Genomic DNA, 13422 nt, shown 5'->3' with positions numbered 1-13422 from the left:
CTGCGACAGGGTGTTTACGCCGCCGGCGTCAGATCGAGGCGGCGGAACAGTTCGCGGTCGTGGTTGAGGGTGGCGTTGTCGGTGGTGAGCAGGCGGTCGCCGTAGAAGATGGAATTGGCGCCGGCGAGGAAGCACAGGGCCTGGGCCTCGTCGTGCATGTTCTGGCGTCCGGCGGACAGGCGCACGTAAGAGCTGGGCATGATGATGCGTGCCACGGCGATGGTGCGGATGAATTCGAAGATGTCGAGGTCGGGGCTGTCGGCCAGCGGCGTGCCCGGGACCTTCACCAGCAGGTTGATGGGCACGCTCTGCGGATGCTCCGGCAGGTTGGCCAGTTCCGCCAGCAGGGCGGCGCGATCGGTGCGGCTCTCGCCCATGCCCATGATGCCGCCGGCGCAGACGTTGATACCGGCCTTGCGCACCTCGGCCAGCGTATCCAGCCGCTCGTCATAGGTGCGGGTGGTGACTACCTTGCCGTAATACTCGCGCGAGGTGTCGAGGTTGTGGTTGTAGTAGTCGAGGCCGGCCTCTTTCAGCTTCACCACCTGGTCGGCGCTGAGCATGCCCAGCGTCACGCAGGTCTCCAGGCCCATGGCCTTCACCTGGCGGATCATCTCCAGCACCGCATCGAGCTGTTCGTCGCGCGGATTGCGCCAGGCCGCGCCCATGCAGAAGCGGGTGGCGCCGCCGTCCTTCGCCTTCCGCGCCTCGGCCACCACCACATCCACTTCCATCAGGGCATCGCGCTCCAGCTTCACCTTCTTTTCGTGATGGGCGCTCTGCGAGCAATAGCCGCAGTTTTCGGCACAGCCGCCGGTCTTGATGTTGAGCAGGCTGGAGGCCTGGATCACGGACGGGTCGAAGTGGACTCGGTGCACCTGCTGGGCCTGCCACATGAGTTCCATGAACGGCGTGTTGAACAGCGCCTCCACCTCGGCGACCTTCCAGTCGTGGCGCAGGGCGGGAGCGGTTTGGCGGTGGGCGGCCTGGGGCATGGGTGTTCTCCGGAAAGGCGCTTACAATGAGGGTCGGCAGTATTCCCAGCCCAGGAAGGGTTGTCAAATGAAACGGATTTCAAGAGTTTACAACTGTATAAGATTTGTACAGACGCTGCTGTATCCCCCCACCTGTCTCCTGTGCGGTGCGCCGGGCGCCGCCGGCCTCGATCTCTGTCCCGCCTGCCTGCGCGCCCTGCCGTGGAATCTCGCCTCCTGCAGGTGTTGCGCTGCACCGGTCTCCCCCGCATGCGGGGGAGGGGAGTCGCCCGTCTGCGGCCAGTGCCTGATCCAGCCCCCGCCCTACGATGCGACCCTGACCCCGTTTTTGTACCGCCCGCCGCTGGACTGGCTGGTGCAGGGCTTCAAGTTCAACCAGCGCCTGCCGCCGGGCCGTTTGCTGGGGGAGTTGCTGGCGCGGCATCTGGCGGAGCACGTTACCGTGTTGCCGGATCTGATCGTGCCGGTGCCGCTGTACCCGGCACGGCTGCGGGAACGGGGCTACAACCAGGCGCTGGAACTGGCCCGCCCTCTGGCGCGGCGCTTCGATGTGCCCCTGGCCGGCGGTCTGGTGCAGCGCATTCGTGCGACGGCCACCCAGTCGTTGCTGCCCGCGGAGGAGCGGCGGCGCAACGTGCGCGGCGCCTTCGACGTGGTGCGCCCCTTGTCCGGCGGCCATGTGGCGATTGTCGATGATGTGATCGCCACCGGCTCCACCGTGGGCGAATTGGCGCGGGTGTTGCGCCGCGCCGGGGCGGAACGGATCGAGGTGTGGGCGGTGGCGCGGGCGGGGGCTTGACATGGATAACAATGTTAATGAGAATGGTTCGCACTTAATGTAAGAGGTGGGGGATGCCCCGCCCGAACCTCAGCCTATGGAGTACGTCATGTCTCTTTCCCGCCGTCATTTCCTGTTTGCCGCCGCGCTGGCGGGCGTCGTCGGCCTGAATGCCGCGGCCCTGGCCGCCGGCGAGGTCAATCTGTATTCCGCTCGTCAGGAGGCGCTGATCAAGCCCCTGCTGGACCAGTTCACTGCCGCGACCGGCATCAAGGTCAATCTGGTATCGGCCAAGGCCGACGCCCTGTTGCAGCGCTTGAAGAGCGAAGGCCGCAACAGCCCGGCGGACATCTTGCTCACCGTGGATGCGGGCAATTTGCACGCGGCGCAGGCGGCGGGGGTGTTGCAGCCGGTGCAGTCGGCGGTGCTGGAGGCGGCGATCCCGGCGGCCTACCGTGATCCGGCCGGGCACTGGTTCGGCCTGTCCATGCGCGCCCGTCCCATCCTGTACGTGAAGGGCAAGGTGGAGCCCGCCGAACTGTCCACCTATGAGGCGCTGGCCGAGCCGAAGTGGAAGGGCCGCATCTGCGTGCGCTCCTCCGACAATGTCTACAACCAGTCCATGGTCGGCTCGATGATCGCCACCCGCGGCGAGGCGGCCACCGAGGCCTGGGCCAAGGGTTTCGTTGCCAACTTCGCGCGCAAGCCGCAGGGTGGCGACCGTGATCAGATCAAGGCGGCGGTGGCCGGTCAGTGCGACATCGCCATCGCCAACACCTACTACCTGGCGCAGATGCTGGAATCGGACAAGGCCGATGAAAAGGCCGCGGCGGAAAAGATCGGTGTGTTCTGGCCCAATCAGAACGAGCGCGGTGTGCACGTCAACATCAGCGGTGCCGGCGTCACCGCCGCCGCACCCAATCGCGCCAATGCCGTGCGTCTGCTGGAGTTCCTCGCCGGTGAAGAGGCGCAGCGGTGGTACGCCGAAACCAATCAGGAATACCCAGTGCGCAGCGGCGTCGCCACCAGCGCCACCCTGCGCGCCTTCGGTGAGTTCCGCGCCGATAGCGTGAACATGGCCAAGCTGGGCGAGTTCAATGCCGCGGCGGTGCGCCTGATGGACCGTGCCGGTTGGCGCTGAGGCAGATACAGAATTCAAGTTACAGGAGGAAAGTTGGAGAGAAGGGGCGCTGCGCCCCTACCCTCGCTTCTTTTTATCGCTCCTGCGCTCTGCGTGGGAACGCTAGCGGCGTACCTCGTCCTGCGTCCCTTTCCCCTGCTTCCTCGCCCCTGTATTCTTGACCGTCCATGACTTCCGTAACCGCCACCTTCCCCGCCGTTAACGCCTTGCCGCGCCCCGACCCCTGGCGGGCCGGTGTGGTGCTGGCCGCGCTGCTGCTGGCGCTGCCGGTGCTGGTGGTGTTCAGCTTTGTGTTCGTGCCGGCGGGCGAGGTGTGGCTGCACCTGAAACAGACGGTGCTGCAGGAGTACGTCACCAATTCACTGGTGCTGCTGTTCGGGGTCGGTGTCGGCGTGCTGGCCATCGGCATCCCGGCGGCGTGGATGGTGAGCCTGTGCGAATTTCCCGGTCGGCGCCTGTTTGAATGGGCGCTGCTGCTGCCGATGGCGATGCCGGCCTACATCATCGCCTACACCTACACCGGCATGCTGGATTTCGCCGGTCCGGTGCAGATGCAATTGCGTGACTGGTTCGGCTGGAGCTACGGCGACTACTGGTTCCCCGCTATCCGCTCCCTGCCCGGCGCGGTGCTGATGCTGTCACTGGTGCTGTATCCGTATGTCTATCTGCTGTCGCGCGCGGCGTTTCTGGAGCAGTCCATCTGTGTGCTGGAGGTGTCGCGCACCCTGGGCACCGGGCCGTGGGCCGGTTTTGCCCGTGTCGCCCTGCCGCTGGCGCGGCCGGCGATCATCACCGGTCTGTCGCTGGCGCTGATGGAGACCCTGGCCGACTATGGCACCGTGCAGTACTTCGGCCTCGCCACCTTCACCACCGGCATCTTCCGCACCTGGTTCGGCCTCGGCGACCCGGCCGCGGCGGCGCAGTTGTCGGCGGTGCTGATGAGTTTCGTCTTCGTGCTGATCCTGCTGGAGCGCTGGTCGCGCCGCCGCGCGCGCTTTCATCACACCAGCACGCGCTACTCTCACCTGCCGCGCTATCAGTTGCGCGGCTGGCGCCGTATCGGCGCCATCGTCGGCTGCTCGATTCCGGTGCTGTTCGGTTTTCTGTTGCCGGCGGCGCAACTCGCTGCATGGGCGCTGGACACCACCGATGCCTGGCTCAAGGCGGAGTTCTTTGCCTTGGTCGGCAACAGCCTGGTGCTGGCGGCGATCACCGCGGCGCTGGCCGTGGCGCTGGCCCTGTTGATGGCCTATGGCCGCCGCCTGCGTCCGTCGAAGCCGGTGGGTCTGGCGGTGCGCGTGGCGAGCATGGGTTATGCGGTGCCCGGCACCGTCATCGCCGTGGGTGTGATCCTGCCCTTCGCCTGGCTCGACAACACTATCGACGCATGGATGCGCGCGCAGTTCGACATCTCCACCGGCCTGATTCTTTCCGGCACACTCACCGCCCTGGTATTCGCCTATTGCGTGCGTTTCCTCGCCGTGTCGCTCAACACCGTCGAGGCCGGTCTCGGCAAGATCAAGCCGTCGATGGATGATGCCGCGCGCTGTCTCGGCCTGCCGCCGCGGCGCGTGCTGCGCGAGGTGCACATGCCGATCATGCGCGGCAGCCTGCTCACCGCCCTGTTGCTGGTGTTTGTCGACGTGTTGAAAGAGCTGCCGGCAACCCTGATACTGCGCCCCTTCAACTTCAACACCCTGGCGGTGCGCGCCTTCGAGCTGGCCTCGGATGAACGCCTGGCCGATTCCGCCAGCGCGGCGCTGGCCATCGTGCTGGCCGGCATCGTGCCGGTGATCCTGCTGTCGCGCACCATCGGCCGCTCGCGGCCGGGGCACGACCAGACGGTATGCTGAATCCATGACCAAGCTGCTCGAGGTAGAAAACATCGATGTCGGCTACGGCCACCACACCGTGGTGTTTGATGCCTCGTTGCGCCTGAAGAAGGGGGCCATCGGCTGTCTGCTCGGTCCCAGCGGCTGCGGCAAGACCACCCTGCTGCGTGCCATCGCCGGCTTCGAGCCGGTGCAGCGCGGCCGCATCCTGCTCGCCGGCGACGAGGTCAGCCGCGCCGGCTGGACCCTGCCGCCGGAGAAGCGCCATGTGGGCATGGTGTTCCAGGACTTCGCGCTGTTTCCGCATCTCACCGTGGCCGACAACGTGGCCTTCGGCATCCGCCGCTGGTCTGCCGACAAGCGCGCGGCGCGCGTGCAGGAGTTGCTGCAATTGGTGGGGCTGCCGCAGTACGGCAGGATCTATCCCCACGCCCTGTCCGGCGGACAGCAGCAGCGAGTGGCCCTGGCGCGCGCACTGGCACCGAAGCCGCGCCTGCTGCTGCTGGATGAACCCTTCTCCAGCATGGACGTGGAACTGCGCGAGTCGCTGGCGCGCGAGGTGCGCACCATCCTCAAACATGAAGGCATCACCGGTCTGATGGTGACTCACGATCAGTTCGAGGCCTTCGCCATCGCCGATCGCATTGCGGTGATGCATTCCGGCCGCATCCTGCAATGGGATACCGCCTATAACCTCTACCACCAGCCGGCCGATCGCCAGGTGGCCGACTTCATTGGTCAGGGCGTGCTGCTCGCCGGCATGGTGGTGGGCGAGACCATGGTGGAGACGCCGCTCGGCCCCATTGCCGGCAAGGTGCCGGAGGGTTGCCGCAAGGGTTGTCCGGTGGATGTGCTGATCCGCCCGGATGATCTGATGCTCGACCCGGCCAGCGCCTTGCAGGCCGAAGTGATCGACAAGGCCTTCCGCGGTGCGGTCTTCCTCTACACCCTGCGTCTGCCCAGTGGCGCCACCGTGCTGTGTCAGGCGCCGAGCCATCATGACCACACCCTCGGTGAGCGCGTCGGCCTGCGGCCGGACTTCGATCACCTCGCCGTGTTTCCGCGGCGGGAGTGATGGTTTCGTCATCACCTCGGGTTACGCTGCGCCAACCCGACATGCGCATAGATTGAACATGCATCCTCTGCTCACACGTTTGCGTCACTGGGTCACCCCGCGCCGCCTGCTGCGCCTCGGTGGTGAGCTGTTGCTGCTGCTGGTCTTTCTGCTTGCGGTGGAGGCCTATCTCACCCGTGATGCGGCGCGCGGTCCGGCGCCGGCCTTGGCCACGACATTGAGCGATGGCCGCGCCTTCGATCTGGCGCAGCTGCGCGGTGCGCCGGCGCTGGTGTATTTCTGGGGCACCTGGTGCCCGGTGTGCCGTGCCGAACAGGGCGCGATCGATTCCCTGGCGCAGGATGTACCGTTGCTTACGGTGGCGATGCAGTCGGGTACGGCGGAGGAGGTGAATCAGTACCTGGCGCAGCACGGCCTGCGCTGGGCAACAGTGGCCGATGAATATGGCGACATCGCGCGCCAGTGGGGCGTGATCGGTGTGCCGGCGGTATTCGTGATCGACGGCACGGGCGAGATCCGTTTCGTCACCCGCGGCTATACCACCGGCTGGGGCCTGCGCCTGCGCCTGTGGTGGGCGGGGTTGTAGGGTTTTATCCGCCCGCCGCGCAGCGGCATAGATAGGAAAAGGCGATGCCGCAGAACAGGGCGAGGCCGAACCACAGGTTGTTGAGCCAGGCGCGGCGGTAGCCCTGGTCGCTGGCGCGGGCCATCAGGTACTGCTGGTACAGGCCGAGGGCCGCGGCCACGGCAAGGGCGATGGGCATGAATACGCCCAGTTTTTCCTGTTGTCCCGCCAGCCACAGGGCGGCGAGGGCGAAGAGCTGGAGCAGGGCGACGAGCCAGCGGTCGGCGCGGCCGAACAGCATGGTGATGCTCTTGATGCCGAGACGGGCGTGTTGCTGCAGGTGCAGTGCCGCATATTGGGTGAGGGCGGCGCCAATCCACAGCACGGCGGCGGTGTAGACCAGCCAGGCCGTCTTGCCGGGCAGGGCGCCGCTGGCGGTGAAGCCGGCCAGGGTGGCGGCGGCGCAGGCCAGGGCGAGCAGCAGTTCGCCGAGGAAGGTGCGGCGGCGCAGGGCCAGGAATACGGTGCCGAGCACAGCGGCGGACAGGGCGATGAGCAGGGTCCGCCAACCGAGCAGCAGCAGCGGCACCAGGGCCAGCAGCAACTCCACGCCGGCCAGCCAGCGCAGCGGCGCAGGCAGCCCACGCAGGACGGCGGCGAAGCTGTGACGCGGGTGGGCGAGCAGCGCGGCCGCCAGATCGTGCGCCAGCCAGGCCAGGGCACGCAGGGCGAGCAGGGCCAGCAGCAGCAAGAGCAGCGCTGCCGCGGCGGGTTGGCCGTCGCTGCCCAGCCACAGCCCCCACAATCCCAACAGCCACAGCAGGCCCAGATCGGCCGGCCGGTGCAGCCGCATCAGGCGCAGCCAGGGCAGCAGCGGCGTGACCCGTTCCAGCAGTTTCATTTTTCCCCCACCCCCGGCAGAAACATCTCACACACCAGCAGCGGTTTGTCGCGCAGAAAGAACAGCGAGCGCCTGCCCCACAGCTCGGCAGGTGGTTGTTGCACGCCGGCGCAGGCGAGACGGAACAGGGGTTGGCCGCGTGCGATGCGCGCCACTTCCAGTTCACCGCGGCGCATGCTGCGATCACGAAACAACAGACCGCCCAGCGGGCGCTCACCAAGGTGGCCGAGGCGGCGTTGCGGGCCGGTGAGGGTGGCGGCCGGGATCACGGTGCGGGCAAATACCCAGGGTTGGTCGCCGCAGTACAGTCGCACCTCACGCACCAGGGCGCGGCGCCCGGCCTTGATGCCGAGCGCGCGCGCCTCGCTCAGTTGCGGCAGCTCCCAGCGTTGCTGCACCACCTGTACGCGAAAGCCATCGCCGCAGGCCTGTTGCAGGCGCCGCGTCAGCGAGGAGGCGTCCAGCAGCCAGGGCCAGATGGGCGCCGGCACCGCGCTGCGCAACAGGCGGCGCGGTGCATGCCAGGCGGGTTCACTGCTGTGTTTGCCGTAGTTGTCCAAGTTTCCGGTTTCGGGTTGCGGAAGAGGTTGTCAGCGGTGTTTCGAGGCCAGCTACGCGAAACGCCCAACTGATGCATCCAAGGGTCGCATCATACCTCGCCGTAACGGGTCGCCGCACCGACCCAGCGGCGGATCAGCAGGGCCGCCTGCCGCGGCCAGTGCTGGAGCAGCCGGTCGGCGCACAAGCTGGCCTCGGCCAGCAGCGACTGGTCGCGTTGCAGGTCGGCGATGCGCAGCTGCAGCAGGCCGGTCTGGCGCGTGCCCAGCACCTCGCCTGGGCCGCGCAGCTCCAGGTCCTTGCGTGCAATCTCGAAGCCGTCGGAGGTTTCGCGCATCACCGCCAGCCGCTCCTTGCCCTGTTGCGACAGCGGGCCGTGGTACATCAGCACGCAATGACTCTCGGTGCTGCCGCGGCCGACGCGCCCGCGCAACTGATGCAGTTGCGCCAGCCCCAGGCGTTCGGCGTTTTCGATGATCATCAGCGAGGCGTTGGGCACATCGACGCCCACCTCGATGACCGTAGTGGCCACCAGCAGGTCGATGTGTCCTTCCTTGAAGGCGTTCATCACCTGCTCCTTTTTTTCGTTTTTCAACCGGCCATGCACCAGTCCGATGCGCAGGTCGGGCAGGGCCTCGGCCAGCAGCGCGGCGGTGTCCTGTGCCGCCTGGGCCGCCAGCGTCTCCGACTCCTCGATCAGGGTGCATACCCAATAGGCCTGGCGCCCGGCGCGGCAGGCCGTGTGCACGCGCTGCACCACCTCGTCGCGGCGGTTGTCGGGGAGCACCACCGTCTCCACCGGTGTGCGCCCCGGCGGCAGCTCGTCGATGATCGAGCAGTCGAGATCGGCATAGGCGGTCATGGCCAGGGTGCGCGGGATCGGTGTGGCGGTCATGATCAGCTGATGCGGATAGCGTCCGCCACGGCTGCCCTTCTCGCGCAGGGCGAGGCGCTGGTGCACGCCGAAGCGGTGCTGCTCATCGATGATGACGAGGCCGAGGTCATGGAACTCGACGCCCTCCTGAAACAGGGCATGGGTGCCGACGGCCACGCGCGCGCCGCCAGCGGCCAGGCGCTCCAGCATGTCGCGCCGCTGTTTGGTCTTCAGTTTGCCGGCGAGCCACGCCACCTCGATGCCGAGCGGCGCGAGCCAGCGGGTGAAGTTGCGGTAGTGCTGCTCGGCCAGCAGTTCGGTGGGCGCCATCACCGCCGCCTGGCAGCCGGCCTCCACCGCCTGCAAGGCGGCCAGTGCGGCCACTACCGTCTTGCCCGAACCGACGTCGCCCTGCACCAGCCGTTGCATCGGGTGCGGTCGTTCCAGATCGGCGGTGATTTCCGCGCCCACTCTTCGTTGTGCTCCGGTGAGCGGGAAGGGTAGCGCGGCGAGAAATTTTTCTCGCAACCTGCCGTCGCCGCGCAGCGGCGGCGCCTGGTGTCGTTGTGCCTGGGCGCGCAGGCGGCGCAGGCTCAGGGTGTGGGCCAGCAGTTCCTCGAAGGCGAGGCGGCGCTGTGTCGGATGGCGCTCCTCGGCCAGCAGCGAAAGCGGCGCGTCAGGGGGCGGCCGGTGCAGATAGGTGATCGCTTCCTGCAGCGAGGGAAAGCCCAATCCGTGCAGCAGTTCCGGCGGCAGGTGATCGGTGAGCGGCAGGCGACCGTCGTGCAGCCATTGCAGCGCCTGCTTGGTGAGGTTGCGTAACGAGGGCTGTTGCAGGCCTTCAGTGGTGGGATAGATGGGCGTGAGGTGTTCCTCCACCGCCGTCAGTGTCGCTTCATCGATGCGGCGAAACTCCGGGTGAACCATCTCCATGCCGACGCTGCCGGGGCGCGCCTCGCCGTAACAGCGCACGCGGCTGCCGCGGGCCAGCGATTGCTGCATCGCCGCGCTGAAGTGAAAGAAGCGCAGGGTGAGCGAGCCGCTGCCGTCGCTGATGCGCGACAGCAGCATGCGCCGCTTGCCGAACTTGATTTCGGTGAGCAGCACCTCGCCTTCGATCACCGCTTCATCGCCGGGACGCAGTGTGCCGATGGGTACGACACGGGTGCGGTCCTGGTAGCGCAGCGGCAGGTGGAACAGCAGGTCCTCGACGGTATGGATGCCGATGTGCTCCAGCCGCGCGGCGAGGCGCGGACCCACGCCCTTGAGCGCGGTGACGGGGAGGGGGGCGCTGTGATCCATTTATCGAGCGTGGGAGCCCCGCGCTGCAGGCCCACACAGAATCATCTCAGTCGTGCGGGTGCAGGTGACGCGCCGCGGCCGGCGAGACGGCGGCATTGAGACGGAAGCCCGGATCCTCAAAGGCGCCGCGCTTTTGTGCCGCGGCCACTTCGCGCAGGAAGCGATCCTTCACCGATGGCTGGCGTGCATAGGCCTCCAGCGGGGCGAACACCGCGTCGATGAGGTCGAGGCGCTGGCCGGGTGCCGGGTGGGTCTTGAACAAAAAGGCGAGGGAACCGTCCTTGGGGTTCATGGCGCCCAGGGTCTGCAGCGTGGCGGGCAGGCCGTAGGGGTCGTAGCCGGCGCGGGTGGCGATCACCAGGCCCATGCGGTCGGCCTCGTGTTCGTCGTCCTTGTCCAGGCCGCGGGCATACAGCTCCTTGAAGCCGCCGGCGATCTTGTCCAGCTTGGCGCGATCCTCTTCGCCCATGCGCGTACCGGCGAGGCCGACCGCGAGGTCGAGGCGGGCACCCTTCTGCACGGCCTGCAAATGATGTTTCTTCACCACGTGGGCCACCTCATGGGCCAGCACGCCGGCGAGTTCCGCCTCGGAGCCCATGCGCAGCAGCAGGCCCTTGGTGATGAAGACGTAGCCGCCCGGTGCGGCAAAGGCGTTGACGTCCATGGAGTCGAGCAGGCCGAAGCGCCATTCCAGATCGGGACGCTCGCTTTGCAGCGCCACCCAGCGGCCGACGCGGTTGAGGTAGCGCTGCAGGGTCTGGTCCTTGGCCAGCGGCACGGCACCGAGCAGCACGGCGGCGGCCTCACGGCCGATGGTGCGCTCCTGCTCCGGTTTCACCTCGCCGAAGGCATCCTGGGCCGACTTGAGCAGGCCACCGAGGTCGATCTCCTTGCCGCCGCTGCCGCCAAACAGGCCGCCGAAGGGGTTGGCCAGCACGGTGCCGGATAGGGTCAGGGCCGCGGCGAGCAGCAGGGGTTTGAAGGGCGTCCTCATGTCAGTCGTTCTCCCACGGCAGCGGGCTGGCGGGTTTACTCGGCTTTTTGTCCGTCGCCTGCTTCGGGTCGGGCAGGTAGGCGATCTTCTGTGCCTGCAATTTCTGTTCGGCGGCATAGCGGCGCGCCTCGTCAGCGTTGACCGCCAGGGTGTCCATGCCCTCCACCGCCTTAGGGTCGGGCTTGGCGTTGGTGATGTCCGCCGCGTCGAGGCCGCGCACGCCGGTGGCGACGGTGACGCCGCTGGAGCCGGAACGGCCGGTGGAGAGGAACTGCAACGCCGAGCCGACGCCGCTGTCGCCCGGCTTGGCGCTGCCATCGCCCAGGCGCAGTGTGGTCATGCGTACCCAGCCCTCCTTGCCCTGCGCCTTGACCTTGTACCAGCCGCCTTCGCGTGCCAGCACGTTCACCACAGCCTTTTCCGCCAGCGGCAGGAGCGTGGCTGCATCGCTGAAGGGTTTATCCTTCAGCTCGGTGGCACGGATCACCTGTGCGGGATCGGCCTGGGCGCCAAGGCTCAAGCCGCAGAGCAACAACAGGGAAAGCAGATGTCGCGTCATGGGGTTTTCCTGCGTGGTTCGTACAAACGGACTTCCTGGGTTCGGCCCTTCACCTTATAGGAACCGTGGTCGATAAAGTCAAACGCCTCGCCGCACAGGGCGCGGGTGTCGGCGGAGACCAGCACGCGCGCCACCCCCTTGGTCTGGCCCTCGATGCGGCTGGCCAGGTTTACCGTATCACCGATGGCGGTGTAGTCGAGGCGGTTGGCCGAGCCGATGAAGCCGACCACGGCCGGGCCGGTATGGATGCCGATACCCACATCGAAATGTTCGCCGGAGGGGCCGAGATGGCGGCGGAACTCCTCCAGCGTGTCACACATGGCCAGCGCCGCGCTCACCGCATTCACCGCCTGGTTGGCGTCGTCCACCGGCGCGCCCCAGAAGGCCATGATGGCGTCGCCGATGAATTTGTCCATGGTGCCATTGTGCTGGAAGATCACCTGCACCTGGCGCGAGAAGTAATCGTTGAGCAGATCGACGATCTCCTCCGCCGTGTGCTGTTCCGACAGGGTGGTGAAACCGCGGATGTCGGAGAACAGCACGGTGAGCTGGCGGCTCTGGCTTTTAAGGCTCAGTGCCGACTCACCCTGCGCCACCAGATTCTGCACCACGCGCGGGTCGAGAAAACGGCTGAATATCTGCACCGAACGTTCACGTTCACGCTTCTCGCGCAGCCAGGCATGCAGTGCTGCGGCGACGTAATACAGCCAGCCGAACACCAGCGGCGTGAACAGCGGGACTACCCAGCGCAGTTGCAGCGCGCCGTATTGCATCGCGGCGAACAGTGGTGTGGCGATGAGCAGGCCAAGGCCGATGCGCAGCGGATTGACGTGGTGGCGGAAGGCGAGAAACAGGGAGCCGAGCAATAGCAGTGCGACAAGCGGTGCGACTATAGCTGGCGCGGCGCGCAGCGCATCACCATGTTTCAGATTGTCGAGGGCGGTGGCGATGATCTCCACTGCCGGATACAGGCTGCCCATGGCCGTGCTGCGCAGGTCGTGCAGACCGGCGGCGGTGGAACCGATGATCACGATCTTGCCGGTGAGTTCGTCGATGGGCCGCTGCGGCTGGCTGCGCGCCAGATCGTCATACAGGTCGAATAGCGGGATGCGTGTATAACTCAGCGCCGGGCCGCGCCAGTTGAGCAGCAGGTCGGGCTGCTGCGGCACGGTATAACCCAAATCCTTTGCCACCCGCGCCGGCAGCGAAGGAATGCGCCAGCCGTCGGCGTCGAGATGGAGGTGATAGCGGCGACCAACACCGTCAGTATCCTCGGTGTAATTGATCGCGCCGAGACGGCCGGTCGCTGCCAGCGCCGGCAAGGGCAGGAGCAAGGCCACACGTGCGTCGTCGCGGGCCTGCGGTCCGCGTTCGATGCCGAGCAGTGCGCCATACTGTGCCAGCGGCACCCCCTGCGCGTGCCCGCCTTCGAGACGCAGCAAGGGGAAGTACACATGGTCATACTGCTGCGCGACCTCCGCGAACCAGCCATCGCCCTCCGGGCGCATCACATCCGCATCGGAAAACAAAATGTCGAACACGATGGCTGCCGGTTGCTGCCGCGCCATGCCCTCGACGAGTTCGGCGAACACCGAGCGCGGCCAGGGATAACGCCCGGCCAGCGGCGCCATTTGATCCAGGCTGCGCTCGTCGATATCGACGATGACGATATCCGGATCGGGTCGCTGCTGCGACGCATGCTGGCGCAGCAGCAGATCGCCGTAGAGGTGTTCCAGCGTGGACAACAGGCCGGCGCCGCCGAACTCGATGGCGAGCAGCAGCAGTGCCGCGACGGTAAGGCGGTTGAGCGGCTCGATGGACAGCGTGCGCCAAGCGTACATGGATGTC

12 protein-coding genes are annotated in these 13422 nt (G+C 67.0%); 5 read left to right on the top strand and 7 right to left on the bottom strand.

The genetic code is table 11. The annotated features are described in order from the left end of the window. Nucleotides 1-14: 14 nt before the first annotated feature. A complete protein-coding gene (bioB, locus tag ACMV8A_RS07030) occupies nt 15-995 on the bottom strand; it encodes a biotin synthase BioB (protein WP_495325050.1) in 981 nt (326 codons plus the stop codon). Nucleotides 996-1062: 67 nt separating this feature from the next. Here bioB and ACMV8A_RS07025 point away from each other — a divergent pair, with 67 nt between their 5' ends. The 5 genes from ACMV8A_RS07025 to ACMV8A_RS07005 all read left to right on the top strand — a co-directional run bounded on the left by ACMV8A_RS07025 (nt 1063) and on the right by ACMV8A_RS07005 (nt 6407). After that, nucleotides 1063-1794 carry a double zinc ribbon domain-containing protein gene (locus ACMV8A_RS07025; RefSeq protein WP_495325049.1) on the top strand — a complete coding sequence of 244 codons (732 nt, stop codon included), beginning with the start codon at nt 1063-1065 and terminating at the stop codon, nt 1792-1794. 88 nt (nt 1795-1882) lie between these two features. Continuing rightward, nucleotides 1883-2914 carry a Fe(3+) ABC transporter substrate-binding protein gene (locus ACMV8A_RS07020; protein WP_495325048.1) on the top strand — a complete coding sequence of 344 codons (1032 nt, stop codon included), beginning with the start codon at nt 1883-1885 and terminating at the stop codon, nt 2912-2914. Nucleotides 2915-3081: 167 nt separating this feature from the next. Next, nucleotides 3082-4767, top strand: coding sequence for an ABC transporter permease (locus ACMV8A_RS07015; protein ID WP_495325047.1), 1686 nt, complete (start codon nt 3082-3084; stop codon nt 4765-4767). A gap of 4 nt (nt 4768-4771) precedes the next feature. Further along, nucleotides 4772-5821: an ABC transporter ATP-binding protein gene (locus ACMV8A_RS07010; protein WP_495325046.1), complete on the top strand. Its 1050-nt coding sequence runs from the start codon at nt 4772-4774 to the stop codon at nt 5819-5821. Between the two features lie 58 nt (nt 5822-5879). Then, nucleotides 5880-6407 carry a protein disulfide oxidoreductase gene (locus ACMV8A_RS07005; RefSeq protein ID WP_495325045.1) on the top strand — a complete coding sequence of 176 codons (528 nt, stop codon included), beginning with the start codon at nt 5880-5882 and terminating at the stop codon, nt 6405-6407. Between the two features lie 4 nt (nt 6408-6411). On the opposite strand, the gene ACMV8A_RS07000 is transcribed toward ACMV8A_RS07005, so the two are convergent. The 6 genes from ACMV8A_RS07000 to ACMV8A_RS06975 all read right to left on the bottom strand — a co-directional run bounded on the left by ACMV8A_RS07000 (nt 6412) and on the right by ACMV8A_RS06975 (nt 13415). Then, nucleotides 6412-7287, bottom strand: a complete 876-nt coding sequence (locus tag ACMV8A_RS07000; RefSeq protein ID WP_495325044.1) for a UbiA family prenyltransferase — start codon at nt 7285-7287, stop codon at nt 6412-6414. Beyond that, nucleotides 7284-7847, bottom strand: coding sequence for a chorismate--pyruvate lyase family protein (locus tag ACMV8A_RS06995; protein WP_495325043.1), 564 nt, complete (start codon nt 7845-7847; stop codon nt 7284-7286). The genes ACMV8A_RS07000 and ACMV8A_RS06995 overlap by 4 nt, the downstream gene beginning before the upstream one ends. An 89-nt stretch (nt 7848-7936) precedes the next feature. Next, nucleotides 7937-10021 carry an ATP-dependent DNA helicase RecG gene (gene recG, locus ACMV8A_RS06990; protein WP_495325042.1) on the bottom strand — a complete coding sequence of 695 codons (2085 nt, stop codon included), beginning with the start codon at nt 10019-10021 and terminating at the stop codon, nt 7937-7939. A 46-nt stretch (nt 10022-10067) separates the two neighbouring features. Beyond that, complete coding sequence (locus tag ACMV8A_RS06985; protein WP_495325041.1) at nt 10068-11015, bottom strand: M48 family metalloprotease; 948 nt, start codon at nt 11013-11015, stop codon at nt 10068-10070. A 1-nt stretch (nt 11016) separates the two neighbouring features. Further along, nucleotides 11017-11574 (bottom strand): SH3 domain-containing protein, encoded by a 558-nt coding sequence (locus ACMV8A_RS06980; RefSeq protein WP_495325040.1) that lies wholly within the window; start codon nt 11572-11574, stop codon nt 11017-11019. After that, on the bottom strand, nt 11571-13415 hold the full coding sequence (locus ACMV8A_RS06975; protein WP_495325039.1) for a CHASE2 domain-containing protein: 1845 nt from the start codon (nt 13413-13415) through the stop codon (nt 11571-11573). Before ACMV8A_RS06975 ends, ACMV8A_RS06980 begins: the two co-directional genes overlap by 4 nt. Nucleotides 13416-13422: the final 7 nt, after the last annotated feature.

This window comes from Sulfurivermis sp. (assembly GCF_059410345.1).
This window is presented reverse-complemented; position numbering and strand designations above follow the sequence as displayed.